The following is a 24,493-nucleotide window of genomic DNA, read 5'->3' as shown; positions in this document are numbered from 1 at the left end:
TCCTTCCCTTAGCGGGCGCCCTGGACGTCCTGGGCCGCGACATGAGCGACCGGTGGGTGGCGAGCGGTGATGTCGAACAAGGTGTAGGCCAGTGTCAGGTGCTTCACATTGGCCGGCAGGTCGCGATCGACGATGAACCGCACGGGCATCTCGATGCGCTCACCGGGTTGCAGCACCTGCTGGGTGAAGCAGAAGCACTCGGTCTTGTGGAAATACGCCGCGGCCTCGGCCGGGGTGATGCTGGGTATGGCTTGGGCACTCATGGGCCGGTCGGTGGGGTTGCGGGCGATGAAAATCATCTGGTTGACCGCGCCCGGATTGACCTCCAGCTGATCGGCGGTGGAATAGAAGTCCCAGACCATGTCGCTGGCGTTGGTGGACATGAACTGCACCCGCACCGTGCGCGACGGGTCACTCACCTGGCTGCCCTCGTATTGCCCGCCGGTCTTGCCATTGATGCCGAAGGCCTTGCACATCACGTCGTAGATGGGCACCAGGGCAAAACCAAAGGCGAACATCAGCACCGCCAGCATCAAGAGGCGCGTGACCAGGCGTCTGAGCGAAAGGCCGTTCATGCCCGGCGCCTCACTTCACATCCGGTGGTGTCTGGAAGGTGTGGTAAGGCGCCGGCGAAGGCACCGTCCACTCCAGGCCATCGGCGCCATCCCAAGGCTTGGCCGGTGCCGGCGCGCCGCCGCGGATGCACTTGATGACGATGAACAGGAACAGGATCTGCGTGGCACCGAAGGTGAAGGCCCCGATCGACGACACCATGTTGAAGTCGGCGAACTGCAGGTTGTAATCCGGAATACGCCGAGGCATGCCGGCCAGCCCCACGAAGTGCATCGGGAAGAAGGCCAGGTTCATGCCCACGAACGAAAGCCAGAAATGCAGCTTGGCCAGGGTTTCGTCGTACATGTGTCCGGTCCATTTCGGCAGCCAGTAGTAGGCCGAGGCGAAGATGCCGAAGATCGCCCCGGGCACCAGTACGTAGTGGAAATGGGCCACGACGAAGTAGGTGTCGTGATACTGGAAGTCCGCCGGGGCGATGGCCAGCATCAGCCCGGAGAACCCACCGATGGTGAACAGGATGACGAACGCGATGGCGAACAGCATCGGCGCCTCGAAGGTCAGTGCACCCTGCCACATGGTGCTGACCCAGTTGAACACCTTCACCCCCGTGGGCACGGCGATGAGCATGGTGGCGTACATGAAGAACAGCTCGCCAACCACCGGAATTCCGACCACAAACATGTGGTGGGCCCAAACAATGAACGACAGGAAGGCGATCGCGCCAGTGGCATAGACCATCGAGGTGTAGCCGAAAAGCGGCTTGCGCGAAAAGGCCGGAATGATCGAGCTGACCGCACCGAAGGCCGGCAGGATCATGATGTACACCTCAGGGTGCCCGAAGAACCAGAACACGTGCTGGAACAACACCGGATCGCCCCCGCCGGCAGCGCTGAAGAAGCTTGTGCCGAAGTGGATGTCCATCAGCATCATGGTTACCACGCCAGCCAGCACCGGCATCACCGCAATCAGCAAGAACGCGGTGATCAGCCAGGTCCAGACGAACAGCGGCATCTTCATGAGCGTCATGCCCGGGGCACGCAAGTTGAGGATGGTGGCGATCACGTTGATCGCGCCCATGATCGAGCTGATCCCCATCAGGTGGATGGCGAAGATGAAGAACGTCACGCTGGCCGGCGCGTAGGTGGTGGACAGCGGGGCATAGAAAGTCCAGCCGAAGTTGGGGCCTCCGCCTGGGCTGAACAGGGTCGAGACCAGCAGCAGGAAGGCCGCTGGCAACAGCCAGAAGCTGAAGTTGTTCATCCGCGGCAAGGCCATGTCCGGCGCGCCGATCATCAGCGGAATCATCCAGTTGGCCAGGCCGACGAAGGCCGGCATCACCGCGCCGAACACCATGATCAGGCCGTGCATGGTGGTCATCTGGTTGAAGAACGCCGGTTCCACGATCTGCAGCCCCGGCTGGAACAGCTCGGCGCGGATCACCATGGCAAAGGAGCCACCGAGCAGGAACATGGTGAAGGCGAACCACAGGTACATCGTGCCGATGTCCTTGTGGTTGGTGGTCAGCACCCAGCGCATCAGGCCCTTGGCCGGGCCGTGGGCGTGGTCATGGCCGTGGGCGTGGTCGTCGATCACTGCACTCATGTCCTGTCTCCTGCAATCCATTGATTGCCGCGAGTTACCCGGTTCATTGCGCGTCTGCCTGCTTGAGCGCCAGCACGTCTTTCGGCGTGACCATGTCACCTTTGTTGTTGCCCCAGGCGTTGCGCTCGTAGGTCACCACGGCGGCGATGTCGACTTCCGAAAGTTGCTTGCCGAACGCAGCCATGGCGGTACCGGGACGGCCGTGGAACACAATGTTCAGGTGTTCTTCCTTAGGCCCTGTGGCGACCTTCGAGCCCTTGAGCGCTGGGAACATCGGCGGCAGGCCCTGGCCCTCGGCCTGGTGACAGGACACGCAGGTGGTGTGGTAGACCTTGTCGCCGCGCTCGACCAATTCCTCAAGCGTCCACTCCTTGCTGGTCAGCTCCTTGAGCTTGGCAGCCTCGGCTTTTCGCTCGCCCAGCCAGGCGTCGTAGTCGGCCTTGGACTTGACCTCGACCACCACCGGCATGAAGCCATGGTCCTTGCCGCACAGTTCGGTGCACTGGCCGCGGTAGATGCCGGGTTTCTCGATGCGCGTCCAGGCCTCGTTGACGAAGCCCGGAATGGCGTCACGCTTGACCGCGAAGGCCGGCACCCACCAGGAGTGGATGACATCGGCGGCAGTCACCAGGAACCGCACCTTGGCCCCGACCGGCAGCACCAGCGGCTGGTCGACTTCCAGCAGGTAATGCTCGTCCTTGGGCGCCTTGTTGTGGATCTGGTCAGTGGGCGTGGCCAAGTTGCTGAAGAACTCTACGTCCTGGCCTAGGTACTTGTAGTGCCACTTCCATTGGTAGCCGGTGACCTGGATGTCGAGGTCCGACTCGCTGGCGTCATAGATGTCGATCAGGGTCTTAGTGGCCGGGATGGCCATGGCCACGAGAATCAGGAAGGGAACGACGGTCCAGAGGATCTCGACCCAGGTGTGCTCGTGGAAATGCGCAGGCTCCTGGCCGGTGGAGCGGCGGTGGATGACCATCGACCAGAACATCGCGCCGAACACCACGATGCCGATGACCACGCAGATCCAGAAAATGGTCATGTGCAGGTCGAACACGGCGTTGGAAACTTCCGTCGCCCCCGGTGCCATGTTCACGGTCCAGGCGGCTTGTGCCTGGCCAAACACCAACCACAACAGGAGGCCCATCCAGACATGTGGATGTCGCATCATTGCGGGTTCCCCTTATCGTTCTTGTTGTCCCGGAGGCGTGGACGACCGTACGGCTAAGGAGGGGATGGCGGCCAAGACTGCCTGGCTTCGACGACCGAGCCCCTGCAAATGGCAGTCGGGCCTCATCAACGAATCACGTTCAACCCGAGTATAGACAGCGACCAATGGCACGCAACGAAGGCCATGAAAACAACTTCACCGATTGACGTAATCGCTTGAAAGGCTTGCAGTTACAGGGATAGAGCAAAATGGTGGCATATTGATATAACCACGCAGACAGACGTGCCTCGGGGTTATAACAAATGCGTCTTAGGCATTCTGGTAAGCGAGCTAACTTAGTGTCTTCCGTTTGTAACGCCTTGTCCCTGGAGTTGTCATGAACATCGCTGCTGTCCGCGAGCAGATCACCCACGCCCACCAACACGAGGGCCAGACCGGCCAACTGAAACAGCGCCTGGAACAACAACTGCCGCATCTGCATCCATCGATCCAACTGCCTGAGCAGGATGCCCAGGGTACTCTGGCGCGCTTCGTCAGCGCCTACATCGATCAGGTTCCGGAACTGCTGGAGGCCGCCCATGAGGTGGCCCGCGAAGCCGGGATCGAGTCGCAGATCAAGCCGGTGCTGAAAATCGCCGAAGCCTACTTCCTGCAACCGCCCAGCGTCATGCAAGGCCATGTCGGCCTGGATTGCCTGCTGGACGAAGCCTACCTGGCCCATCGCCTGGTCGAAGAGGTCAATGACCTGTACATCCGTCACTTCCAGCAGCCGCTGATCCCGGTGGACACCACCGTGGCCAACCTGATCGCCCATCAGTTGATCGGCGAAACCTTCGCCAACCAGTTGGATGAAGTGGTGCACCACTCGGTGGACGAAATGCTCGACGACGAGAGTTTTGCCGTGGAGTCGGTCGAGACTTACCGGGAGAAACTCTGCAGCCCCGAAACCGGCGCGGCCTGGAAGCGCTGGCCCTGCCTGTCCCGCCAGCTGGGCGTGGAGCTCGGCCAGCCGGTCTGATCCACCTGACGCATGGGCGGGTTTACCCGCGAACGGGCCGCAAAGCGGCCCCTTTTGTGTCAGGCCCCAACACCCGCCGTCGTGCGCAGGCGCCCCTCGATACGCCGCTTGAGCCTGCGCTGCTCGATCACCAAGCGAGACCCCTTGGCCGCATTGCTGCGCCCCCAGTCTTCGAGCAGTTCAAGGCAGGAGTGGTCGATATAGCTCAGGTTGCCCAACGGCACGTGCAGCGTGGTCCCTTGCGGCACGCGCTCCAGCACCTGGGTCAGCGCCGGTACTTTGAGGAACGTCGCCGCGCCGCTCAGGCGCAGCTCCATGTGCCCGGGTTGCGCCAGGGTGACCAGGCCGATCTTCAGCCGCGCCGCCTTGAGCGCCAGCTTGAGCAGGGTCAGGGCAAAGCCCAGCAGCACGCCAGTCAGCAAGTCGGTGAAGATGATCGCCAGCGCCGTCGCGGCATAGGTGAACATCGGCATGCGGCCATAGCGGCCCAGCCCCCGGAATGCCTTGAAGTCCACCAGTTTGATACCGGTGTACACCAGCACACCCGCCAGGCTGGCCACCGGGATCTGCTGCAGCACACTGCTAAGCGCCACCACGAAGGCCAGCAGCCACAGGCCATGGAAAATCGCCGACCAGCGGGTCTGCGCACCGGCCTGGACATTGGCCGAGCTGCGCACGATGACCCCGGTCATCGGCAGCGCACCGAGCACGCCGCACAACATGTTGCCCAGCCCCTGCGCCGACAGTTCCCGATCGAAGTCCGAGCGCTGGCCGCTGTGCATGCGGTCCACCGCAGCGGCGGACAGCAGGGTTTCGGCGCTGGCGATGAAGGCCAGTGCGAAGGCCGCGACCAGCAGGGAAGGGTCGGCCAGCCTGAGCAGATCATCCGGGCGCAGCCAGTCGATGGCTTCGGACAAATCCGCCGGCACCTGCACCCGGTTCACCGGCAGGGCCAGCCACAGGCTGACAGCGGTCATCGCCGCGACGCCCAACAGCGCGCCAGGTACAAAGCGCAGGTGCTGCGGCCGCCACCGTTCCCATGCCCACATCAAAGCAATGGTGCCCAGGCCTAGGGCACCGGCCTGCCAGCCATTGCCCGCGCGCTCCAAGGGCAGCGCCGAGGCCAGTGTTGCCGGGAAGCCCAGCAGGTTTTCCACACCCGAGGGCTGTGGCGCGCTGTCGAACATCACGTGCACTTGGGACAGCACGATCAGCACACCGATACCCGCGAGCATCCCATACACCACCGCAGGCGCCGTGACCCGGAACCAGCAGCCCAGGCGCAGGCGTCCTGCCACCAACTGCAACAGCCCCGCCAGCAACAGGATAGGCCCCAGCATGGCCATGCCATGCTGGCGCACCAGCTCGAACACCAGCACCGCCAGGCCTGCCGCCGGCCCACTGACCTGCAGGGGCGAGCCGGCCAAAAAGCCCACTACGATGCCGCCGATGATGCCGGTGATCAGGCCCTTGGCAGGTGGCATGCCAGAAGCGATCGCGATGCCCATGCACAGGGGCAGCGCCACCAGGAAGACCACCACCGAGGCCAACAACTCTCGCGGCAATGCCGCTTTGATCTGTGTCTTGTTCACCATGAAGCTCCTTTCTCAAGTTTGGCGGCCACTCCAAGGCCGCAGGCACGGGGAACCCTGACACGCGCGCAGGCGCGGGCCGCCAGCAAGCCGGCAGGTCTGTCAGGGAAATTCAAGGCAGCCGACAGCCAGGCCACACCCCGCAGGGGTGCGACCGGCTATCAAGAACAACGCAGGTGTTCGGGTCGCTTAGTAGCGGCCTCTCGGTGTAGCGCAGGGGATTGGCTCACCGGCAGTGAGCGGCAGGAAGCTGTCGGAAGCGGCGTCGTAGGCTTCGATCTGGCTGGTCTCGATGTCGTAGACCCAGCCATGGATGAACAGCTGGCCGGCTGCCAGGCGCGAGGCGACCGAAGGATGGGTGCGCAGGTGATGCAACTGGGCGATGACGTTTTCCTTGGTCAGCACCTGCATGCTTTCGTGCTCGCTGCCGCAGGAGCAGTTGTCCTCGACCACGGTACGGGCCACTTCGGCATGCCGCAGCCAGGCCTTGACCGTGGGCATCTTCTCCAGCGAGTTGGGGTTGAGCACCGCACGCATGGCGCCGCAGTCGGAATGACCACAGACAATGATGTGGTGCACGCCCAGGGCCATCACGGCGTATTCGATGGCGGTGGAAACACCACCGTTCATTTGACCATAAGGCGGAACGACGTTGCCGACGTTACGGGTCACGAACAGATCGCCCGGCGAGCTTTGAGTGATCAGCTCCGGAACGATGCGTGAGTCGGCACAAGTGATGAACATCGCGCGTGGCTTCTGCGCGGTGGCGAGCTTCTTGAACAGCTCTTGCTGCTCGGGGAAGACGTCATGGTGAAAACGCAGGAAGCCGTCGACGATATGCTTCAGGGCAGCATCGGCGCTTTCGGCAGGTGCAGCCGGGACGACCTTGTTTGGGTCCTTGACGGGCATGATTCATCCTCTTGGCGGTTGTAGGTAAGGTCCATTTTACCGGGGAAAGATTCTGGCTATGCAGGGCGTTAGATGACACGCACAGGCGATAAATCACAATCTCTTGTCGACTTACGCTACGGGAGAAAACTTAACTGAAACTGAATTCGGAGGCTCTAGAACGGGCGTTCTAGCTTCATGAGGCGGGACGTCGATAGTAGCAAAAAAATATCAATCGCCACTACTCCTGAATAAAAATCTCAGCTTGCATGAGCCAGGCTGAGGATGGCCATGGGACCGCACCTCAAAACAACGCCATCTGCCCACCCGGTGGGCAAAAGGCCGTGCAATCGAGCGCCTGCGCCTCGCGCCCCTCGAACCCCAGCCGCTTTGCCGCCTTGCGAAACCGCTGCGCCAGTAATTCAGCGAACACCCCCTCGCCACGCATGCGCGTCCCGAACCGGCTGTCGTACAGCTCGCCCCCGCGGCTCTGGCGAATCAGGCTCAATACGTGGGCGGCACGTTGCGGGTAGTGATCCTGCAGCCACTGCTCGAACAACGGCGCCACCTCCAACGGCAGGCGCAACATCATGTAGGCCGCGCTCTGGGCGCCGGCATCCTTCGCCGCCTCCAGCAGGTGTTCCAGCTCGCTGTCGTTGACCATGGGAATCATCGGCGAGCACAGCACCCCCACCGGCACCCCGGCCTCACGCAGGACGCGGATCGCCCGCAGACGTGCCTTGGGCGCCGCCGCTCTCGGCTCGAGGATGCGCTTGAGCGTGTCGTCGAGCGTGGTAAGGCTGATCATCACCCGCGCCAGGCGCTGGCTGGCCAGCTCGGCCAGCAGGTCAAGGTCACGCAGCACCAATGCTCCCTTGGTGACGATGGTCACCGGATGGCGATAGCGCAGCAGCACCTGAAGCAGCCGCCGGGTCAATTGCTGCTCCCGTTCGATGGGTTGATAGGGGTCGGTGTTGGAACCCAGGTTGATGGGGGCGCAGACATAGCCTGGCTTGCTCAGCTGTTGCTCGAGCACCTCGGCGGCGTTGGTCTTGGCGATCAGCTTGGTCTCGAAATCCAGGCCAGGGGAGAGGTCCCAGTAGGCATGGCTGGGTCGGGCGTAGCAGTAAATGCAGCCATGCTCGCAACCCCGGTAGGGGTTGATCGAGCGGTCGAAGGGCAGATCGGGCGAGGTGTTGCGGGTGATGATGGTCTTGGCGGTCTCGATGCGGATCTCGGTGCCTTGGGTCGCCGGCACGTCCTGGTACCAGCCATCGTCTTCCACAGTCGAATGGCTGGGAGAAAAACGATTGAGCGGATTGTGGGTCGTGCCTCGACCTTTTTGCGGCGCTGGGGAATACATCGCAGGCTCCAAATCACTGTATCCATGTACAGTACATCTGGATGATCATCCGTTCTAGCGCCTTACGTCAGCCAGTGCGCCTCATTCGAGACCGTACCAGTCCAACAGTGCCTCGATCTGCATAGGTCGTCCCAGAAACTCCTCGCATCCTTCGGGCATCGCCTTGGCATTGGCCCAGTTGGCGAATGCCGCCCGGAAGCGCTTACCCGCCCTGTTGTCGAACAACCCCCATTTTTCGAAGTGGGTGAATACGTCGATGGCATGTGCTTCGCCCCAGACGTAGCTGTAATAACCCGCCTCGTAACCGGCCACCAGATAGTCGAACGCGTGCGCCGGCTTCTCGAAGCTCGCCAAAGGCCAGCAGCCGCAACGTTCGCGGCATTCAGACAGGCGCTGCTGGATGGACTTGCCGTCGCCGGGCGAGCTGTGCAGCTCCAGATCGAACAGCGCCATGCTCACGTCGAAGGCGCACTTCTCCAACTGCGCCTCGCGCAGGTTGGCCAGGGCCGCCTGAGCCTGCGCCAGCGTGAGCGGCTCACCGGTCAGGTAATGGCTGGAGATGTCCGCCAGGTACTGCGCGTTCCACAGCCAACGCTCAAGAAACTTGCCGAAGAACTCCTGGCTATCCGAGCCTGCCCGGTTTGGATCGGACAGCAAATGGTTGGTGGCGGGCATCAGCAGGATGTGCAGCCCGTGGCCGAACTCGTGGAACAGTTTGCGCAGGGCCAGATGATCGAGCAGGGCTGGCTCGCCCCCCAAGCCTGGCTCGCCGTCGCTGACCACCATTACCGAAGCGCCATGCGTCCGGCCCTGTTCGTCCCGACGCCGATGGCGCACGGCAATAGTGTGAGCTCCGTCTTGCTTGCCTGGGTGCATCAGGACATCCAGATACAGCATGCCGACTTCCACGCCTTCCTGGTGCACGGTGAAGCTGCGCACGCTGGGATGCCACGCCGAGACAGAGCAGGGCGCAAGCGTCAGGTCGAAGACCCGCTCGGCCAGATCGACCAAGGCGTGCACCACCTTGTCCAGCGTGAAGTAGCCGCGCAGCGCTTCATTGCTCATGGCCTGCTTGCGGGCTCGCAGGTACCGGACGTCCCATGGTTGGACTGCATCCAAATCATGCTGCGCAGCCAGGCCCTGAAGCGCGGTGCGCGCTTTGAGCATGGCGGGCCGCAGCTTTTGCGCCAGCGTCTGGAGCAACTGATGAACAGGCTCGACGCTGCCTGCGGCCTTGCCCTGCAAGATCAGCTGCGCGTAGCTGGTGTTTCCGATCAGTTGCCCTTTCTGCTCCCGCAGAAGCGCCAGCTGCTGCAGGCGGGTGCCATTGTCTTGCTGTTCATCCGAATGAACACCCCGGGAGTGGTAGGCCGTATAGACAGCCTCGCGCAGACGCCGATCATCGGCGAATTCGAGAATGGCCTTGGCGTTGCGTTCATTGCAGAGAATCTGCCAGCCCTCCAGGCCGGCATCCTTGGCTTGCCGGGCCATCAGGTCGCGCAAGCGCTGGGGCACCCCTTGCAGGCGCGCCTCATCCTCGATCTGAATACTCGATCGTTCACTCGTTTCATCGAGCGTCTGATAGAAGCCCCCGATCTGTTCGTTGATGTCATCTTCCAGCTGCGCCAACGTGGCGTTTTGCTGCGCATCCAGATGTACACCGGCCAAGCGGTACTCCAGAAGGATCCTGCGCAGCGTGGCCTTTTCATAGACATCCAGGCTGGACTCATCCGTGGCCAGGCGTTGATAGAGGGCGTGCAGGGGCTTGTTTCTGCGGTTTTCCATGAACAGGCGCTGCGCTCGACGATAGCCTTCGCCAAACGCGGTATGCCAGGCCTCACCTTTGTTGGCCAGGGGCAGGGTCGCAAAGACGGTCGCCTGCAGATCGGCTATGACGTTGTCCATCGCCAACACCAACCCATCCCAGCTGGGCTGTTTTTGCTGACCTTCCAGCACTTGCGACAGACCGGTTTCATAGGCTCCGGCCACAGTGTCGAGGGCCGACTTAACGTGCTCGAGCGTCACGCTGTCGTAATCGATGGGCGCACGATTGTCGTTCAGTAGGGGATTGCGGGCTTGCATGGGAGGTTCCTGCTCGGTTGATGATCAACGCGAGCATGGAACGCAAGGCCCTGCGCAGGTGGCTGCATAACTACCACCTGCCTGGGCAGGCACGCACCACCGGGCCTTGGCCCAGCGGTGCGGCGGCCTCATTCGGCCGGTTTCTTCAGCTTAGGATTGGGGAAGAACTGCACGGTCTGCACCTTGGCCGGCGCGGCCTTGGGCGCCAAGTGGTTGACCCGGGTGCCCAGCTCGGTCGGCACCGACAGGCCCTGCTCGTTCAGGGTGTCGGTGAAACCGCAGGCTACGCACTCGCGGTGCGGCACACCGTCTTCATTCCACATCATCAGCTTGTCGGGCTCGCTGCACGCCGGGCAGACCGCCCCGGCGATGAAGCGCTTCTTGGTTTTGCTCACAGGAACCTCGCTCATGCCGCCGCATCCTCGGTCAGGCCACTATGGCGCAGCAGCGCATCGATGGAGGGCTCGCGGCCACGGAAGTCGACGAACAGCACCATCGGCTCGCGGGAGCCGCCACGGGCCAGGATTGCTTCGCGGAAGGCACGGCCGGTCTCGGCATTGAACACGCCTTCTTCCTCGAAGCGCGAGAAGGCATCCGCCGAAAGCACTTCTGCCCACTTGTAGCTGTAATAACCGGCCGCGTAACCACCCGCGAAGATGTGGGCGAAGCTGTTCGGGAAGCGGTTGTACGCCGGCGGGCGCATCACCGACACCTCGTCGCGCACACCTTCGAGCACCTGCAGCACGCTGCGCCCATCGCCATGGTTGGCGTGCAGTTCGAAGTCGAACAGCGAAAACTCCAGCTGACGCACCATCATCATGCCCGACTGGAAGTTCTTGGCCGCCAGCATCTTGTCCAGCAGGTCCTGAGGCAGAGGCTCGCCGGTCTCGTAGTGGCCGGAGATCAGCGCCAGGCCTTCAGGCTCCCAGCACCAGTTCTCCATGAACTGGCTCGGCAGCTCCACGGCATCCCAGGCCACACCATTGATGCCGGAGACGCCCGCATGCTCGATGCGGGTGAGCAGGTGGTGCAGGCCATGGCCGAACTCATGGAACAGGGTGGTGACTTCGTCGTGGGTCAACAGCGCCGGCTTGCCAGGCGCGGCCGGGGTAAAGTTGCACACCAGGTTCGCCACCGGGCTCTGCAGGCTGCCGGCGGCAGTACGGCGACGGTCGCGAGCGCCGTCCATCCAGGCACCGCCACGCTTGTTGGCGCGGGCGTACAGGTCGAAGAAGAAGCGGCCCACGTGCTGGCCGTTTTCCTTGATCTCGAACAGGCGTACGTCCGGATGCCAGGTGTCGAAGCCCTTGAGCTCGGCAATCTCGATGCCGTACAGGCGCTGCACGATGGTGAACAGGCCCGAAAGCACCCTGTCGATCGGGAAGTAGGCGCGCAGGGCCTCCTGGGAGACGCTGTAGCGCTGCTCGCGCAGCTTCTCGCCGTAATAGCCGGCGTCCCAGCTCGAAAGCTCCTGGCAGCCCTGCTCGGCGGCGTAGGCCTTGAGCTGCTCCAGATCCTGAGCGGCGAACGGTTTGCTGCGTTTGGCCAGATCGCGCAGGAAGCTCAGCACCTGGTCGCTGGACTCGGCCATCTTGGTGGCCAGGCTCAGCTCGGCGTAGTTCTTGTAGCCCAGAAGCTCAGCGAGCTCCTGGCGCAGGTCGAGGATTTCGCTCATCACCGGGCCATTGTCGAACTGGCCGGCGTTCGGGCCTTGATCGGAGGCGCGGGTGCAGTAGGCGGCGTAGAGTTCTTCGCGCAAGGCGCGGTCATTGGCGTAGGTCATCACCGCGTAGTAGCTGGGGAACTCCAGGGTGATCAACCAACCGTCCAGGCCCTTGGCCTGGGCAGCGGCGGCCATCTGCGCCTTGGCCGAGTCGGTCAGGCCGGCGAGCTGCGCTTCGTCGGTGACGTGTTTGGTCCAGGCCTGGGTGGCGTCCAGCAATTGGTTGGAGAAGCGGCTGCCCAGCTCGCTCAGGCGGCTTTGCACCTCGGCGTAGCGCTGCTGCTTGTCGGCCGGCAGGTCGATACCCGACAGACGGAAGTCCCGCAGGGCGTGGTCGATGATGGTCTTCTGCGCCACATCAAAGCCCGCGGCTTCGGGGCTCTTGGCCAGGGCTTCATACGCTTCGAACAGGGCGCGGTTCTGCCCCAGCTCGGTGGAATAGGCGCTCAGCGCAGGCAAGCAGGACTCGTAGGCCTCACGCAGTTCCTTGCTGTTGCACACCGCATTGAGGTGGCTGACCGGGCTCCAGGCGGCGCCCAGGCGGTCGTTAAGCTCGTCCATCGCCAGCACCAGGCCGGCCCAGGTCGGGTTCTGGCCTTGCTGTTCAAGGATCTGTGCAATGGCTTTTCGGTTATCGGCCAGGATCTGCTCGATCGCCGGCAGCACGTGTTCGGCACGGATCGCCGAGAAGGGCGGCAGATCGTAGGACTGCAGAAGCGGGTTGTTCGCACTCACGGTTTAGATACCTTGGCAGGAGGAAACACGGGACCATCTTAATTACAATCGACGCCGACCGCAGCAGGCAGCCCGCCTATCGGCATTCAAGAGGGGCGCTATCATGGCCATCCGACGCTTTGCACAACACACTCCGAAAGTTGGACCCAGGGTTTTCATCGATCGTTCGGCGGTGGTGCTGGGCGACGTGGAGATCGGCGAGGACAGCTCGGTCTGGCCGCTGACCGTCATTCGCGGCGACATGCACCGCATCCGCATCGGCGCACGCACCAGCGTGCAGGACGCCAGCGTGCTGCACATTACCCACGCCGGCCCCTTCAACCCTGACGGTTTTCCACTGCTGATCGGCGACGATGTGACGATCGGTCACAAAGTGATGCTGCATGGCTGTACCCTTGGCAACCGCATCCTGGTCGGCATGGGCTGCACGATCATGGATGGCGCGGTGGTAGAGGACGAAGTGATCATCGGTGCTGGCAGCCTGGTCCCCCCCGGCAAACGCCTGGAGAGCGGCTACCTGTACGTCGGCAGCCCGGCCAAGCAAGCCCGCCCGCTGACCGACAAGGAACGGGCGTTCTTTACCTACAGCGCCGCCAATTACGTCAAGCTCAAGGACCAGCACCTGGCCGAAGGCTACGACCGGCCCGAATGACCGTCTTCGCGACTAACCGCGCCACAAGCCCTACGATTGACCTTGTGGGAGCGGGTCTACCCGCGAACAACGCCACGCAGCATTCAAGTGGAACCCTTTGTACATGCACCAACAGAACATTCTCTTCGACCTCGACGGCACCCTGACCGACCCACGCCTGGGCATCACCCGTTCGATCCAGTACGCCCTGGCCAAGCTGGGCATCGACGAGCCGGACCTGACCCGCCTCGAACACTTCATCGGCCCACCTTTACTGCAAGCCTTCATGCAGTTCTATGGCTTCGACGAAGCCAAAGCCTGGGAGGCGGTGAACTTCTATCGTGAGCGCTTCCGTGTCACGGGCCTGTACGAGAACCTGGTGTTCGACGGCGTGCCAGAACTGCTCGAAACCCTCAACAGCCAAGGCCGCACGCTTTACATCGCCACCTCCAAGCCCTGGGAGTTCGCCCGGGAGATCGCCCGGCACTTTGCCTTCGACCACCACTTCAAGGTGATCTACGGCAGCGAACTGGATGGCACCCGCACCAACAAGGTCGAGCTGATTCGCCACCTGCTGGACGAGGAAGGGCTGGACCCGGCCCAGACGCTGATGATCGGGGACCGCAAGCACGACCTGATCGGTGCGCGCAGCAACGGCTTGCAGGCGGTGGCGGTGGGGTATGGCTTCGGCAGCCGTGAAGAGCTCACAGCCGAAGCGCCGGCATTTCATTTCGAGACCCTGGCGCAGATGCACCAGGCATTCGTCGGTCATTAAGTGCAGGGGGCGGCTGCTGTTGCAGCCCGTTCGCAGGCTCCTACAGGGCAGCGGTGACCCTTGTAGAAGCCTGCAAAGGGCGCAAGCCGGCCCCACTCACCGGCTTGCAGCCAATCGCGCCAACCGCGTCTTGCGCTCTTCGAGCGGCAACCGCCCCAGCGCCTCGACCTGCCGGTAGAACCGGCTCCAGTCTCCGCCCGCTTGCCTAAACAACGCCGCAAACGCCGGCACCCACTGGTCATACAGCCCGAACGGCAACAGCTTGGCGTTGTTCATCGGCCCATACATCCAGGCGTCATAGCGTTTGTCCCCTTGCCACTGCTCATCGCGCACCTGCCGATAGGCCTGGCGCAGCCGTGCGAACTCCGCCTGCTTGGCCGCCCGCTTGGCTGGCTCATTGCGTGGGCTTGCGTAGATCGCCTCGAGCCGCGCTCGACTGTCCAGCACCAGTTGGATGAACTGCTCGCGCTGGCGCAGCGAATCCTCCCGAATCGCTGCAAGCCCACGGGCTGCGCGCCATTGCCGCGATCCTTCCTGCTCGACGAACGAGGCAAAAGACTCGTTGAACTCTGTGTCGTCCTGCACATAGAAACGCTGGTGCGCCAGCTCGTGGAAGATCACCGCGGCCAGACGCTCGTCGCCCCAGCCGACCATCGAGGAGAGAATCGGATCGTCGAACCAGCCCAGGGTCGAATACGCTTCGACGCCCCCCACATAGGTGTCCAGTCCTTGCTGGCGCATCAGTGCCGCCGCCCCCCGGGCCGCGCCTTGTCGGTAGTAGCCGCGGTAGGCGACACAACCGGCGATCGGGAAGCAATGGGTCACCGGCTGCAACGAAAGCTCCGGCGTGGCGAACACGTTCCAGACCACATAGGGTCGGCCCAGATCGGCGTAGACGCGGTAACTGCGGTTGTCCGGCAGTTTCAGGTGCTCGCTGGCGAACGACCGGGCCAGCTCGGCCTGCGCCAGTCGCTGGCGCAAGGGAGCAGGAGTGGTGGGGTCATCAAGCAGGCGCTGCACCGGCTGGCGTGCGCGCAGCAACTGCCATTGCCCTTCGGCCAGTTGTCCGTAATAGCCAAGGCTGCTGCAACCGTTCAGCAGGAGGGCTGCAAGGACGGGAACCAAACGGGTGAAAACGCGGTCGAGAGGCCCAGGGCTTGAGCGCTGTAAAATAAAAAGTCGGAACATCAAGGCTGTCTATCTCGCTCACGGCCAGTGCGGTCCAAGACTATCTCGCCAGGGGGGCGTTTCGCCATGCGTTCAATGATTGTCATCGCCGGCACGCTCGTGCTGCTGTCCGGATGCTCCACGTTGCCGGCGCCAGACCCTAATCAGGCCTGGGTCGATCTCGCGCCTTTCGACAACACGTCACTGCACGCAGTGCAGGTGGACGAACGCGACTGGGCCGACACCCGTTATTTCGAAGTCCAGCCTGGCAACCATGAGCTCACTGTGCGCTACCAGTTCGCCGTGGAGCCGAGCAACATCGGCCCGGTCGACGAACCCTTGTGGCGTGACTGTCAGCTCAATCTGACCTTCAAGGATTTCAGTGCCGGCCAGCGTTACCAACTGCAAGCCGGCAGCATCGGTTTCCGCCCCTGGATCAAGCTGTACGACCAGCAGCGAAAACTCGTCAGCCAAGGCTTGCCAGCAGGCTGCCAGCGCACCTGAAAGACCACGACTTTCGCGACAGTGCGGGCCTGTCGGCGCTATGCTTATAGCTTGTGAATCGCAAGCGGGAGTTTCGCCATGCGCCAGCCCATGATGCTGATCGCCCTCAGTGCGCTGGGGGCCTGCGCCAGCCCCTTGCCGCCCGTCGACCCCAAGCAGGCCTGGGTCGATCTCTACACCATCACCCCCGGCAGGACCATCATGGCCGACCGCCTGGACGGCAAACGGCTCGATGATGGCCGCTACTTCCAGGTCACACCTGGCAGGCACGAGTTGGTGGTGCGCTTCGACTACGAGGTGTACGCAGGCGGCTTCTCGACCGATCCAACCGAACGCACCTGCTACCTGACCGTGCGCTACGACGACTTCAAGGCCGGTGAACGCTATCGTCTGGAAGCCCGAGCGCCGGTAATGCAGCCGCAGGTGCTGCTGTACGATGCCAAACGCACGGTGGTGGTGGACGAGCCCAGCAACGTTTTCTGCATTCCGTGACCCGCAAGCGCGGGCCCTTTCTACCGATCGTTTTTCTGGTAGATGATTTTCTTGGTCCCGCCATCACAGCTGCCGACGATCATGTTCTGGTCGCGGACCTCGCTATTGGGCACGATTTCCAAAGTGTAGGACGTCACGCCCGCGGCCTGGATCTTCGCTTCGATTTCGGCCTTGAGTTCTTCGCACGGCTTGGGCGCGGCCAGGGCGGTCGTGGCCAGCAGGGAAACCAGCACGGCGGTTGCAACGCGGATCATGGGACGGCTCCTGAAGAGGCAGACCAGCTGCCAACGCTGGTTAGACTACAGGAAACCGCCCCTGTTGCGCCTAAGCAACCAACCTCGCGTCCAGGCTGATCGTGGCGTTCAGTACCTTCGATACCGGGCAGCCGGCCTTGGCCTTGTTGGCGATTTCCTGAAACTGCGCCTCGCTGGCGCCAGGAACCTTGGCCTTGAGGATCAGGTGCACGGCGGTGATGGCGAAACCGTCCGGCTGCTTGTCCAGGCTCACTTCGGCAATGGTGTCGATGCGTTCTGCGGTCAAGCCGGCCTCGCCCAGCATCATCGACAGGGCCATCGAGAAACACCCCGCATGCGCCGCACCAATCAGCTCCTCCGGGTTGGTCCCAGGCGAGCCTTCGAAGCGGGTGTTGAAGCCATAGGGATTCTGCTTGAGCGCCCCACTCTCGGTGGACAGCGAGCCCTTGCCGTCCTTGAGCCCGCCTTGCCAGATCGCCGATGCTGTCTTTTTCATGCTGCCTCCTGGTCATAGGATGAGTACCTATGGGTTCTGAGGACGGCACCCTATGCAAGTTCAGAACAATCCGACGCTCAACATTGAAACCCCGGAAACTGCCCATACAGAGTCTTCAAGGCCCCTTGGCCAAATTTCTGCGGAGGCTCCAATGACGCACCTGCGTGACCTGAAGATTTCTACCCTCGACCTGGTACCGGTGCGCGCCGACGGCGGCCCGGCCCAGTCCCTGCGCAACTCGCTGGATCTGGCGCAGCACGTCGAACGCTGGGGCTACAACCGCTTCTGGGTGGCCGAACACCACAACATGGATGGCATCGCAAGCTCCGCCACGGCGGTGCTGATCGGCTATTTGGCCGGCGGTACCTCGAGCATCCGCATCGGCTCTGGCGGCGTGATGCTGCCCAACCACGCGCCACTGGTCATCGCCGAGCAGTTCGGCACCTTGGCCAGCCTGTATCCCGGCCGTATCGACCTGGGCCTTGGCCGTGCGCCAGGCTCCGACCAGATGACCGCCCGCGCACTGCGCCGCGAACGCTCCGGCAGCGCCGATGATTTCCCGGATGATGTCGAAGAGCTATCGCGCTATCTGGGCCCTCGCACGCCGGACCAGAAGGTCATCGCCGTGCCCGGCCATGACACCGACGTGCCGATCTGGCTGTTGGGCTCCAGTCTGTTCAGCGCCCAGCTGGCCGGCATGCGCGGGCTGCCCTACGCCTTCGCCTCGCACTTCGCCCCACGCTACATGCATGAGGCGATCCGCATCTACCGCGACCACTTCAAGCCCTCGACCGTGCTCGACAAGCCCTACGTGATGCTGGGCGTGCCGATGGTCGTGGCCGACACCGATGAACAGGCCGAGTATCTGGCCACCTCCGTGTACCAGCGCATCCTCGCGCTGATCCGTGGCCAAAGCCTGATGCAGCGACCACCGGTGCCGAGCATGGACGGCTTGTGGCTGCCCCACGAACGCGATGCGGTGGGCAGTTTCCTGGGCTTGGCGATGATCGGCAGCCCGCAGAAGGTGCGGGCCAAGGTGGAAGTGCTATTGGAGCAGACCGGTGCCGATGAGCTGATCTTCACCTGCGACCTGTATGAGCATGCGGATCGGTTGCGCTCTTACGAGCTGCTGGCCCAGGCGCTCAAGACCGAGTAGTGCTTTTCGCGGGTGAACCCGCTTCCACAGGCCTCAACGCAGAGCACGTGGGAGCGGGTTCACCCGCGAAGCGTTCATTCACTCAACCCCGTCGATAGACGATTTCCTTGGTACCGCCTTCGCAGGTACCGACCACTTTGCCCGCCGGCTCGCCCTTGTTCACGATCTCCAGCGTGTAGTCTTTCACGCCCTTGGCATCCAGCTTCGCCGCAATCTCGGCCTTGAGCTCTTCGCACGGCTTCCCAGCCGCAAATGCCCCGCCTGCCAGCGCCATCAAACCCACCGCCAGAATCAGTTTCTTCATCGATCGCTTTCCTTGTTCAGATCAAAAAAGGACAGGGTGCCATTATCGAAATGGCACCCTGCAACCTTTACCCCATCTGGCCGGGCGAAGCCAGCCTGGGCCTGTTTCAGCTGTTGGCGATGCGGAAACCGACCTTCAGCGTGACCTGGAAGTGCGCGACCTGGTTATCGCGGATATGGCCACGGGTATCGACGACTTCGAACCACTCCAAATGCTTGATGCTCTTGCCGGCTTCAGCCAGGGCATTGTTGATCGCGTCCTCGATGCTGGTGGGCGAGGACCCGACCAGCTCGATCTTCTTGTAGGTGCGATGATCGGACATGAGCGCTCTCCTTGGTTGGCGTGTGAGATTTGAGCCTAGCAGCGCAGGCCCGCTTTACCTGCGAACTTGCATGGCAAACGAAAGTTCGATCGCACTTTCGCTTCGCTGCACAGTCGCAACCCTTACAACCCAACCCACGCGAAGGAGAGTCATCATGGCCTACAACTCGCTGCGTAAAGCGTCGCTGGAAAGCATGGAGGCGGAGATCGAAAGCCTGCTCAAGACCCTCGAACACCTCAAGCACGACGCCTCGGAAGAGTCGCAGAAATCCATGAAAGCGATCCGCAGCAACGCCGAGAACGCGCTCAGGCAGTCGCGAACACTGATGGGCGAAGCCTACGAAGAAGTCAAAGCCCGCACCCGCCAGACCGGCATCGCCACCCGCGATTACGCCCAGGAACATCCCTGGACCACCGCAGGCGTCGCCATCGGTGCCCTCGGCCTGCTGGCCGCCTGGCTGATGTGCAAGCGCAACTAAGTCGTTTGAAGGTCCAGCTCGTTGCGCAGCCACTGCGCCAACTGCTCGGCGCGCCCGTCCGCGGCGCGTCGCGGCACCCATAGCGCCAAGGCTGCGCGGGTAGGCGAGAAGCCCCAAGGTGCGCTCAGCCGCCCGGCCCGTAGGTCATCCGCCACCAGCGGTTGCGGAGCGATGGCCACCCCCAGACCGGCCACTGCGGCCTCCAGCAGGTAATACAAATGCTCGAAGGCTTGGCCGAACCTCAACGCGGCCGGGTCAAGCCCTTGCTGCTCGGCCCAGGTCGGCCAGGCCTGTGGGCGCGAGGTGGTATCCAGTAGGGCTTCATCGAGCAACGCTTTGGCCGGCGCGCTGCGCAAGCGCTCGAAACCCGCGAAATGCGGGCTCACCACCGGCCCGATGCGCTCCTGGGCCAACACATGAACCTGCATGTCCGCAGGCCACGGCGGCTCGGCATACACCAGCAAGGCATCCAGTCCGGGGCGCCGGGGGTCCAGGTCGCCTTCACCGGCGGACAAATGCAGCCGCAGCTCCGGCAAGTCAGCCTTAAGCCGTCCCAAACGCGGGATGAACCAGCGCGCCAGCAGACTGCCAGAACACCCCAGCACGAACGGCGCCTCGCTGACATCACGGCTGAGCTCCGCGCAGACCGTGCGCAGCCGATCGAAGGCATCGAAGCTCGCATCGCGCAGGCGTGACCCGGCATCTGTGAGTTTGATGCCGCGCCCATCCTTGACGAACAAGGCCACACCCAGATGCTCCTCGAGTACCTTGATCTGTCGGCTGACGGCGCCGTGGGTCACGTGTAGCTGCTCGGCAGCCTGGCTGACGCTGTTGAGCCGGGCAGTGGCCTCGAAGGCCCGCAAGGCATTGAGAGGGGGGAGATCCTGGCGCATTTTATATGTGAGATTTTCTGACAAGTTATCGCAATCTTATCGGTTTTCAGCCAGCCATGTCGTGGTTAGAGTAGGCCCATCGACGAGAAAGGCCTGTTCGCGGGTTCAGCTGCGCACAGGCCCACACGATTTCACTGATCACATCGCCTATGGAGCGCCCCATGACCCAGACCCAATACCGCGCCGGCCCCGACGCCAACGGCCTGTTCGGCTCGTTCGGCGGCCGCTACGTGGCCGAAACCCTGATGCCGCTGGTCTTGGACCTGGCCCGCGAATACGAAGCGGCCAAGGCCGATCCGAAGTTCCTCGAGGAATTGGCCTACTTCCAGCGCGACTACATCGGCCGTCCCAACCCGCTGTACTTCGCTGAGCGCCTGACCGAACACTGCGGCGGCGCGAAAATCTTCTTCAAGCGTGAAGAACTCAACCACACCGGCGCGCACAAGGTGAACAACTGCATTGGCCAAGTGCTGCTGGCCAAACGCATGGGCAAGAAACGCCTGATCGCCGAGACCGGCGCCGGCATGCACGGCGTCGCCACCGCCACCGTGGCCGCACGCTTCGGCCTGCCCTGCGTGATCTACATGGGCGCCACCGACATCGAGCGCCAGCAAGCCAACGTGTTCCGCATGAAGCTGCTGGGCGCCGAGATCGTCCCGGTCACCGCCGGCACCGGCACCCTCAAGGACGCCATGAACGAGGCCCTGCGCGACTGGGTCACCAACGTCGACGACACCTTCTACCTGATCGGCACCGTGGCAGGTCCTCACCCGTACCCGGCGATGGTCCGCGATTTCCAATCGATCATCGGCAAGGAAACCCGCGCCCAGTTGCATGAGAAGGAAGGCCGCCTGCCTGATAGCCTGATTGCGTGCGTCGGCGGTGGCTCCAACGCCATGGGCCTGTTCCACGACTTCCTCGATGATGCCAGCGTGCAAATCATCGGCGTCGAAGCCGGTGGCCACGGCGTGAACACCGACAAGCACGCCGCCAGCCTCAACGGCGGCGTCCCGGGCGTGCTGCATGGCAACCGCACGTACCTGCTGCAGGACGCGGATGGCCAGATCACCGATGCCCACTCGATCTCCGCCGGCCTGGACTACCCGGGGATCGGCCCTGAACACGCCTACCTGCACGAAGTGAAACGTGTCGAGTACGTCAGCATCACCGACGATGAAGCCCTCGACGCCTTCCACACCTGCTGCCGCCTGGAAGGCATCATTCCGGCCCTGGAGAGCTCCCATGCTCTGGCCGAAGCGATCAAGCGCGCACCGAACCTGCCCAAGGACCACCTGATGGTCGTGTGCCTGTCCGGACGTGGCGACAAGGACATGCAAACCGTGATGAACCATATGGCCGCCCAGGAGAAACAGCCATGAGCCGTCTTGAACACCGCTTCGCCGAGCTGAAGGCCCAAGGCCGCTCTGCGCTGGTCACCTTCATCACTGCCGGCGACCCTGGCTATGACGCTTCCCTGGCCATCCTCAAGGGCCTGCCCGAAGCAGGCGCCGACGTGATCGAGCTGGGCATGCCGTTCACCGACCCGATGGCCGATGGCGTGGCCATCCAGCTGGCGACCTTGCGCGCCCTGGATGCCGGTCAGACCCTGGCGAAAACCTTGCAGATGGTCCGCGAGTTCCGCGTCGGCAACCAGACCACGCCGATCGTGCTGATGGGCTACTACAACCCGATCCATCGCTTTGGCGTGGAGCGCTTCGTGGCAGAGGCCAAGGACGCCGGCGTCGATGGCCTGATCATCGTCGACCTGCCGCCTGAGCACGACGCCGAGCTGGCCACCCCGGCCCAGGCCGCAGGCATCGACTTCATCCGCCTGACCACCCCGACCACCGATGACGCCCGCCTGCCGCGGGTGCTGGAGCGCAGCTCCGGGTTCGTCTACTACGTCTCGGTGGCCGGCGTGACCGGTGCGGGCTCGGCCACCACCGAGCACGTGCAGCAGGCCATCGCTCGCCTGCGCCGCCACACCGACCTGCCCATCAGCGTGGGTTTCGGCATCCGCACACCGGAGCAGGCAGCGGCGATCGCCAAGCTGTCCGAAGGCGTGGTGGTCGGTTCGGCGCTGGTCGACAAGATCGCCCAAGCCAAGAGTGCCGACCAGGCAGTGGCTGATGTGCTGAGCCTGTGCTCGGCACTGGCTGAAGGCGTACGCGGCGCCCGCCTGTAACCTAGCGAGCGCAGCGCCAGCCCCGCGGGAGTCACCGCTCGCGGGGGCTGGCGATAGCCTGCGATGGGCCGCAAAGCGGCCCTTTCATTCGAATATCGACAAGTCCAGTGGCCGCACGGCCCCCATCCAGATCGCATGATCCCGGTGATCCGCCAGCTCATCCCCCGTCAGCGGATGCAGGAACACCACCAACCCCTTGCGATACAGCGCCAACCACGGCAACACCACGCCCACCACTTCCGGCCCGAAGGCCAGCTGGCAGCTCCAGTCCGGATGCGGCCCGACCGGCTTCTGGTGCATGCGCCCCATAGTCACGGGAAACAGCCGCGCCGCTTCCTCGCACAGCGCCCGGGCCTGCTCCATCGTCGCTGCGTCGTAGTACACGTGGGCGTGATAACCCTTGATCCTTTGCACGATTACTCCCAAATGAGGTCAAAGGATCACTGGCCAGCGAAGGGGAGCGATCCTGTGAAAAATGCCGAGACTCCAGTGTTCAAACTGGTTCTGTTCGGTGCCGAAAGCAGCCTGGGCAGTGCATTGATCGTCGAGCTGCTGTCGCGCCAGCACGAGGTCACCGCGGTGGTCGATGACCTTAACCGTCACGCACCGCGTCCTGGGCTGCACTTCAAGCGAGGCGCGCTAGGTGACAAGCACCAGGCCGAACAGAGCGTGGCCGGAGGCTCGGCGGTGATCGCCTTGCTTTCAGCGCTGGCGCCAGACGATCTGCCTGCGCAACGGCAAATGGCCGAAGCCCTGGTGGCAGGCCTTTCGCGTACGACTATACGCCGGCTGTTGCTGGTGGGCGATTTCGATGTGCTGGACAAGCCGGCCGGGCACAGCGAAGCGCAACGGGCGTGCGCAGACCAGATCGTCGATCAACTGCAACGCAGCGCGCTGCGCTGGACGCTGATCAACGCCCCTGAAGAGATGCCAGGCCTGGGCATCGAGCATTTCCGCAACCTCGATGGAACCCTGGAGCCCGGACTGGCCGGGCCTTTGCAGCGATTGGCGCGGATTGCGGCAGGGATGGTCGATGCCCTCGAGTTGAATCTGCATCAGGGCGAGCACGTGAACTTCGTGCTCTAGAACGCGGGGCTGCCTGCGCTGGGCCGCAAAGCAGCGCCCGTGGCATCACAGCCCTCGCTCCTGCTCCAGCCAATCCACGAACCGCTGGATCAACGCCCCACGCCGCTTGCGCGGCGGCAATACCACGTAATACCCGCGCGTCGAGCGCAAACTGCCTTCGAGCGGCCGGCACAATAGCCCTTGGTCCACCAGCCCATCCACCAAATGTCGCCAACCGATCGCCACACCTTGGCCGGCAATCGCCGCCTGGATCAACAGCGTGTAATTGTCGAAACGCATCTGCCCAGGCGGGGGTGGACTGTGTAGACCGAACCCTCGAAAGACCCCCGTCCAATCGAACCAGCGACTGGCCTGTTCACCGTGCAGATGAAGCAGGGGTAATCGTTGCAAAGCCTCGGCTGACGCGGGTTTGCCACGCATCAGGTTGGGGCTGCAGACAGGGAAGACCTCTTCGTCGAACAGCCAGCGACTCTCGCCCTGGTGAAAACGGCCATCGCCAAACAGCACCGCCACGTCGATGTCCGGACGCAGCATGGCCTGACTACGCTCACCGGTCACCAGGCTGACGTCCACCTGTGGATAAGCCTCATGGAAGCGCGGCAACCGTGGCATCAGCCAAAAGGCCGCAAAGGCGAAGTCGGTGGCCACCTGCAACACTTCGCGCTGGCCGCGCCCACTGGCCTGGGCGATGCCGTCGTCCATCGCCAGCAACGCTTGGTGAATCTGCTCGAACAGCGCCTGGCCGGTCTCGGTCAACTCAATTCCCCGGTAGATCCGGTCGAACAGGCGCGTGCCCAACTGGGCCTCCAGGCGCTTGACCTGCTGGCTCACCGCCGGCTGCGTAGTGCCCAGCTCCAATGCCGCAGCGGTAAAGCCCCGCAACCGGGCGGCAGCCTCGAAGACCCGCAAGGTATCCAGAGAAACGTCAGCGAGGTGCTCAAACATAAGCGTAGCTAATCCCACTCATTGCCCGGCATGGGCTTTACCCATGTTATCCACAGTC

At 63.1% G+C, this 24,493-nt stretch carries 27 protein-coding genes; 10 read left to right on the top strand and 17 right to left on the bottom strand.

The features are described 5' to 3' along the window. Positions 1-8: 8 nt before the first annotated feature. From J5X93_RS00615 to coxB, 3 genes are read right to left on the bottom strand one after another with little or no spacing between them, the layout of a single operon-like run. Entirely contained in the window at positions 9-575 is a 567-nt protein-coding gene (locus tag J5X93_RS00615) for a cytochrome c oxidase assembly protein (RefSeq protein WP_070575720.1), read from the bottom strand. 10 nt (positions 576-585) lie between these two features. After that, entirely contained in the window at positions 586-2,175 is a 1,590-nt protein-coding gene (gene ctaD / locus J5X93_RS00610) for a cytochrome c oxidase subunit I (protein ID WP_043207679.1), read from the bottom strand. A 43-nt stretch (positions 2,176-2,218) separates the two neighbouring features. Beyond that, positions 2,219-3,346 (bottom strand): cytochrome c oxidase subunit II, encoded by a 1,128-nt coding sequence (gene coxB, locus J5X93_RS00605; protein WP_043207676.1) that lies wholly within the window; start codon positions 3,344-3,346, stop codon positions 2,219-2,221. Positions 3,347-3,722: 376 nt separating this feature from the next. Between coxB and J5X93_RS00600 the strand changes: the two genes are divergently transcribed. After that, the gene (locus tag J5X93_RS00600) at positions 3,723-4,364 is read left to right on the top strand and encodes a hypothetical protein (RefSeq protein WP_043207674.1); all 642 of its coding nucleotides are present in this window, start codon (positions 3,723-3,725) and stop codon (positions 4,362-4,364) included. Positions 4,365-4,423: 59 nt separating this feature from the next. Here J5X93_RS00600 and J5X93_RS00595 read toward each other — a convergent pair whose 3' ends face one another. From J5X93_RS00595 to prlC, 6 genes are all read right to left on the bottom strand, one after another. After that, complete coding sequence (locus J5X93_RS00595) at positions 4,424-5,959, bottom strand: SulP family inorganic anion transporter (protein WP_250034260.1); 1,536 nt, start codon at positions 5,957-5,959, stop codon at positions 4,424-4,426. Between the two features lie 186 nt (positions 5,960-6,145). After that, positions 6,146-6,865, bottom strand: coding sequence for a carbonic anhydrase (locus J5X93_RS00590; protein ID WP_043207671.1), 720 nt, complete (start codon positions 6,863-6,865; stop codon positions 6,146-6,148). Between the two features lie 283 nt (positions 6,866-7,148). Next, complete coding sequence (locus tag J5X93_RS00585; protein WP_043207668.1) at positions 7,149-8,207, bottom strand: PA0069 family radical SAM protein; 1,059 nt, start codon at positions 8,205-8,207, stop codon at positions 7,149-7,151. Between the two features lie 81 nt (positions 8,208-8,288). Beyond that, entirely contained in the window at positions 8,289-10,289 is a 2,001-nt protein-coding gene (locus tag J5X93_RS00580; RefSeq protein ID WP_250034258.1) for a M3 family metallopeptidase, read from the bottom strand. A 128-nt stretch (positions 10,290-10,417) separates the two neighbouring features. Beyond that, the gene (locus J5X93_RS00575; RefSeq protein ID WP_043207663.1) at positions 10,418-10,699 is read right to left on the bottom strand and encodes a YheV family putative zinc ribbon protein; all 282 of its coding nucleotides are present in this window, start codon (positions 10,697-10,699) and stop codon (positions 10,418-10,420) included. Beyond that, complete coding sequence (gene prlC, locus J5X93_RS00570; protein ID WP_250034257.1) at positions 10,696-12,747, bottom strand: oligopeptidase A; 2,052 nt, start codon at positions 12,745-12,747, stop codon at positions 10,696-10,698. Before prlC ends, J5X93_RS00575 begins: the two co-directional genes overlap by 4 nt. Positions 12,748-12,850: 103 nt before the next feature. Between prlC and J5X93_RS00565 the strand changes: the two genes are divergently transcribed. After that, positions 12,851-13,399 carry a gamma carbonic anhydrase family protein gene (locus tag J5X93_RS00565; protein WP_043207659.1) on the top strand — a complete coding sequence of 183 codons (549 nt, stop codon included), beginning with the start codon at positions 12,851-12,853 and terminating at the stop codon, positions 13,397-13,399. A 103-nt stretch (positions 13,400-13,502) separates the two neighbouring features. Next, entirely contained in the window at positions 13,503-14,153 is a 651-nt protein-coding gene (locus tag J5X93_RS00560) for an HAD family hydrolase (protein WP_043207657.1), read from the top strand. Positions 14,154-14,249: 96 nt separating this feature from the next. On the opposite strand, the gene J5X93_RS00555 is transcribed toward J5X93_RS00560, so the two are convergent. Next, the gene (locus J5X93_RS00555; protein ID WP_250034256.1) at positions 14,250-15,341 is read right to left on the bottom strand and encodes an aminopeptidase; all 1,092 of its coding nucleotides are present in this window, start codon (positions 15,339-15,341) and stop codon (positions 14,250-14,252) included. A 66-nt stretch (positions 15,342-15,407) separates the two neighbouring features. Between J5X93_RS00555 and J5X93_RS00550 the strand changes: the two genes are divergently transcribed. Then, positions 15,408-15,824, top strand: a complete 417-nt coding sequence (locus J5X93_RS00550; RefSeq protein WP_043207649.1) for a PA0061/PA0062 family lipoprotein — start codon at positions 15,408-15,410, stop codon at positions 15,822-15,824. 78 nt (positions 15,825-15,902) lie between these two features. Beyond that, positions 15,903-16,316, top strand: a complete 414-nt coding sequence (locus tag J5X93_RS00545; protein ID WP_043207647.1) for a PA0061/PA0062 family lipoprotein — start codon at positions 15,903-15,905, stop codon at positions 16,314-16,316. Between the two features lie 20 nt (positions 16,317-16,336). On the opposite strand, the gene J5X93_RS00540 is transcribed toward J5X93_RS00545, so the two are convergent. Together J5X93_RS00540 and J5X93_RS00535 are read right to left on the bottom strand one after the other, a co-directional pair. After that, on the bottom strand, positions 16,337-16,570 hold the full coding sequence (locus J5X93_RS00540; RefSeq protein WP_043207645.1) for a DUF1161 domain-containing protein: 234 nt from the start codon (positions 16,568-16,570) through the stop codon (positions 16,337-16,339). Positions 16,571-16,640: 70 nt separating this feature from the next. Continuing rightward, on the bottom strand, positions 16,641-17,066 hold the full coding sequence (locus tag J5X93_RS00535; RefSeq protein ID WP_043207643.1) for an OsmC family protein: 426 nt from the start codon (positions 17,064-17,066) through the stop codon (positions 16,641-16,643). Positions 17,067-17,217: 151 nt separating this feature from the next. Here J5X93_RS00535 and J5X93_RS00530 point away from each other — a divergent pair, with 151 nt between their 5' ends. Next, positions 17,218-18,222, top strand: coding sequence for an LLM class flavin-dependent oxidoreductase (locus J5X93_RS00530; RefSeq protein ID WP_070575681.1), 1,005 nt, complete (start codon positions 17,218-17,220; stop codon positions 18,220-18,222). A gap of 82 nt (positions 18,223-18,304) precedes the next feature. Here J5X93_RS00530 and J5X93_RS00525 read toward each other — a convergent pair whose 3' ends face one another. Both J5X93_RS00525 and J5X93_RS00520 read right to left on the bottom strand, forming a co-directional pair. Then, positions 18,305-18,526: a DUF1161 domain-containing protein gene (locus J5X93_RS00525; RefSeq protein ID WP_043207638.1), complete on the bottom strand. Its 222-nt coding sequence runs from the start codon at positions 18,524-18,526 to the stop codon at positions 18,305-18,307. A 106-nt stretch (positions 18,527-18,632) separates the two neighbouring features. After that, on the bottom strand, positions 18,633-18,848 hold the full coding sequence (locus J5X93_RS00520; RefSeq protein ID WP_043207635.1) for a dodecin: 216 nt from the start codon (positions 18,846-18,848) through the stop codon (positions 18,633-18,635). Between the two features lie 154 nt (positions 18,849-19,002). On the opposite strand from J5X93_RS00520, the gene J5X93_RS00515 reads away from it, so the two are divergent. Next, positions 19,003-19,326, top strand: coding sequence for an ElaB/YgaM/YqjD family protein (locus J5X93_RS00515; RefSeq protein WP_043207633.1), 324 nt, complete (start codon positions 19,003-19,005; stop codon positions 19,324-19,326). Here J5X93_RS00515 and J5X93_RS00510 read toward each other — a convergent pair. Further along, complete coding sequence (locus J5X93_RS00510) at positions 19,323-20,219, bottom strand: LysR family transcriptional regulator (RefSeq protein ID WP_043207631.1); 897 nt, start codon at positions 20,217-20,219, stop codon at positions 19,323-19,325. The genes J5X93_RS00515 and J5X93_RS00510 overlap by 4 nt on opposite strands. Before the next feature lie 161 nt (positions 20,220-20,380). Between J5X93_RS00510 and trpB the strand changes: the two genes are divergently transcribed. Together trpB and trpA are read left to right on the top strand one after the other, a co-directional pair. Then, positions 20,381-21,598: a tryptophan synthase subunit beta gene (gene trpB, locus J5X93_RS00505; RefSeq protein ID WP_043207629.1), complete on the top strand. Its 1,218-nt coding sequence runs from the start codon at positions 20,381-20,383 to the stop codon at positions 21,596-21,598. Further along, positions 21,595-22,404 carry a tryptophan synthase subunit alpha gene (gene trpA, locus J5X93_RS00500; RefSeq protein WP_043207627.1) on the top strand — a complete coding sequence of 270 codons (810 nt, stop codon included), beginning with the start codon at positions 21,595-21,597 and terminating at the stop codon, positions 22,402-22,404. The genes trpB and trpA overlap by 4 nt, the downstream gene beginning before the upstream one ends. Before the next feature lie 84 nt (positions 22,405-22,488). Here trpA and J5X93_RS00495 read toward each other — a convergent pair whose 3' ends face one another. Further along, a complete protein-coding gene (locus J5X93_RS00495; RefSeq protein WP_043207625.1) occupies positions 22,489-22,818 on the bottom strand; it encodes a DOPA 4,5-dioxygenase family protein in 330 nt (109 codons plus the stop codon). Positions 22,819-22,872: 54 nt separating this feature from the next. Here J5X93_RS00495 and J5X93_RS00490 point away from each other — a divergent pair, with 54 nt between their 5' ends. After that, positions 22,873-23,490: an NAD(P)-dependent oxidoreductase gene (locus J5X93_RS00490; RefSeq protein ID WP_090344094.1), complete on the top strand. Its 618-nt coding sequence runs from the start codon at positions 22,873-22,875 to the stop codon at positions 23,488-23,490. A 45-nt stretch (positions 23,491-23,535) separates the two neighbouring features. Here J5X93_RS00490 and J5X93_RS00485 read toward each other — a convergent pair whose 3' ends face one another. Next, a complete protein-coding gene (locus J5X93_RS00485) occupies positions 23,536-24,435 on the bottom strand; it encodes a choline sulfate utilization transcriptional regulator (RefSeq protein ID WP_250034255.1) in 900 nt (299 codons plus the stop codon). Between the last annotated feature and the right edge of the window lie 58 nt (positions 24,436-24,493).

The organism is Pseudomonas sp. BYT-1 (assembly GCF_023611805.1).
GTDB lineage: Bacteria > Pseudomonadota > Gammaproteobacteria > Pseudomonadales > Pseudomonadaceae > Aquipseudomonas > Aquipseudomonas guariconensis.
This window is presented reverse-complemented; position numbering and strand designations above follow the sequence as displayed.

What these genes read in the sequence shown, in the direction of transcription:
- J5X93_RS00525 (WP_043207638.1), bottom strand. Translation starts at nt 18,526, where the DNA reads ATGAAGAAACTGATTCTGGCGGTGGGTTTGATGGCGCTGGCAGGCGGG.
- J5X93_RS00485 (WP_250034255.1), bottom strand. Translation starts at nt 24,435, where the DNA reads ATGTTTGAGCACCTCGCTGACGTTTCTCTGGATACCTTGCGGGTCTTC.
- J5X93_RS00600 (WP_043207674.1), top strand. Translation starts at nt 3,723, where the DNA reads ATGAACATCGCTGCTGTCCGCGAGCAGATCACCCACGCCCACCAACAC.
- J5X93_RS00575 (WP_043207663.1), bottom strand. Translation starts at nt 10,699, where the DNA reads ATGAGCGAGGTTCCTGTGAGCAAAACCAAGAAGCGCTTCATCGCCGGG.
- J5X93_RS00555 (WP_250034256.1), bottom strand. Translation starts at nt 15,341, where the DNA reads ATGTTCCGACTTTTTATTTTACAGCGCTCAAGCCCTGGGCCTCTCGAC.
- J5X93_RS00560 (WP_043207657.1), top strand. Translation starts at nt 13,503, where the DNA reads ATGCACCAACAGAACATTCTCTTCGACCTCGACGGCACCCTGACCGAC.
- J5X93_RS00585 (WP_043207668.1), bottom strand. Translation starts at nt 8,207, where the DNA reads ATGTATTCCCCAGCGCCGCAAAAAGGTCGAGGCACGACCCACAATCCG.
- J5X93_RS00535 (WP_043207643.1), bottom strand. Translation starts at nt 17,066, where the DNA reads ATGAAAAAGACAGCATCGGCGATCTGGCAAGGCGGGCTCAAGGACGGC.
- J5X93_RS00590 (WP_043207671.1), bottom strand. Translation starts at nt 6,865, where the DNA reads ATGCCCGTCAAGGACCCAAACAAGGTCGTCCCGGCTGCACCTGCCGAA.
- J5X93_RS00565 (WP_043207659.1), top strand. Translation starts at nt 12,851, where the DNA reads ATGGCCATCCGACGCTTTGCACAACACACTCCGAAAGTTGGACCCAGG.
- J5X93_RS00550 (WP_043207649.1), top strand. Translation starts at nt 15,408, where the DNA reads ATGCGTTCAATGATTGTCATCGCCGGCACGCTCGTGCTGCTGTCCGGA.
- J5X93_RS00515 (WP_043207633.1), top strand. Translation starts at nt 19,003, where the DNA reads ATGGCCTACAACTCGCTGCGTAAAGCGTCGCTGGAAAGCATGGAGGCG.
- J5X93_RS00520 (WP_043207635.1), bottom strand. Translation starts at nt 18,848, where the DNA reads ATGTCCGATCATCGCACCTACAAGAAGATCGAGCTGGTCGGGTCCTCG.
- J5X93_RS00510 (WP_043207631.1), bottom strand. Translation starts at nt 20,219, where the DNA reads ATGCGCCAGGATCTCCCCCCTCTCAATGCCTTGCGGGCCTTCGAGGCC.
- J5X93_RS00580 (WP_250034258.1), bottom strand. Translation starts at nt 10,289, where the DNA reads ATGCAAGCCCGCAATCCCCTACTGAACGACAATCGTGCGCCCATCGAT.
- trpB (WP_043207629.1), top strand. Translation starts at nt 20,381, where the DNA reads ATGACCCAGACCCAATACCGCGCCGGCCCCGACGCCAACGGCCTGTTC.
- ctaD (WP_043207679.1), bottom strand. Translation starts at nt 2,175, where the DNA reads ATGAGTGCAGTGATCGACGACCACGCCCACGGCCATGACCACGCCCAC.
- J5X93_RS00530 (WP_070575681.1), top strand. Translation starts at nt 17,218, where the DNA reads ATGACGCACCTGCGTGACCTGAAGATTTCTACCCTCGACCTGGTACCG.
- J5X93_RS00595 (WP_250034260.1), bottom strand. Translation starts at nt 5,959, where the DNA reads ATGGTGAACAAGACACAGATCAAAGCGGCATTGCCGCGAGAGTTGTTG.
- trpA (WP_043207627.1), top strand. Translation starts at nt 21,595, where the DNA reads ATGAGCCGTCTTGAACACCGCTTCGCCGAGCTGAAGGCCCAAGGCCGC.
- coxB (WP_043207676.1), bottom strand. Translation starts at nt 3,346, where the DNA reads ATGATGCGACATCCACATGTCTGGATGGGCCTCCTGTTGTGGTTGGTG.
- J5X93_RS00545 (WP_043207647.1), top strand. Translation starts at nt 15,903, where the DNA reads ATGCGCCAGCCCATGATGCTGATCGCCCTCAGTGCGCTGGGGGCCTGC.
- J5X93_RS00615 (WP_070575720.1), bottom strand. Translation starts at nt 575, where the DNA reads ATGAACGGCCTTTCGCTCAGACGCCTGGTCACGCGCCTCTTGATGCTG.
- J5X93_RS00540 (WP_043207645.1), bottom strand. Translation starts at nt 16,570, where the DNA reads ATGATCCGCGTTGCAACCGCCGTGCTGGTTTCCCTGCTGGCCACGACC.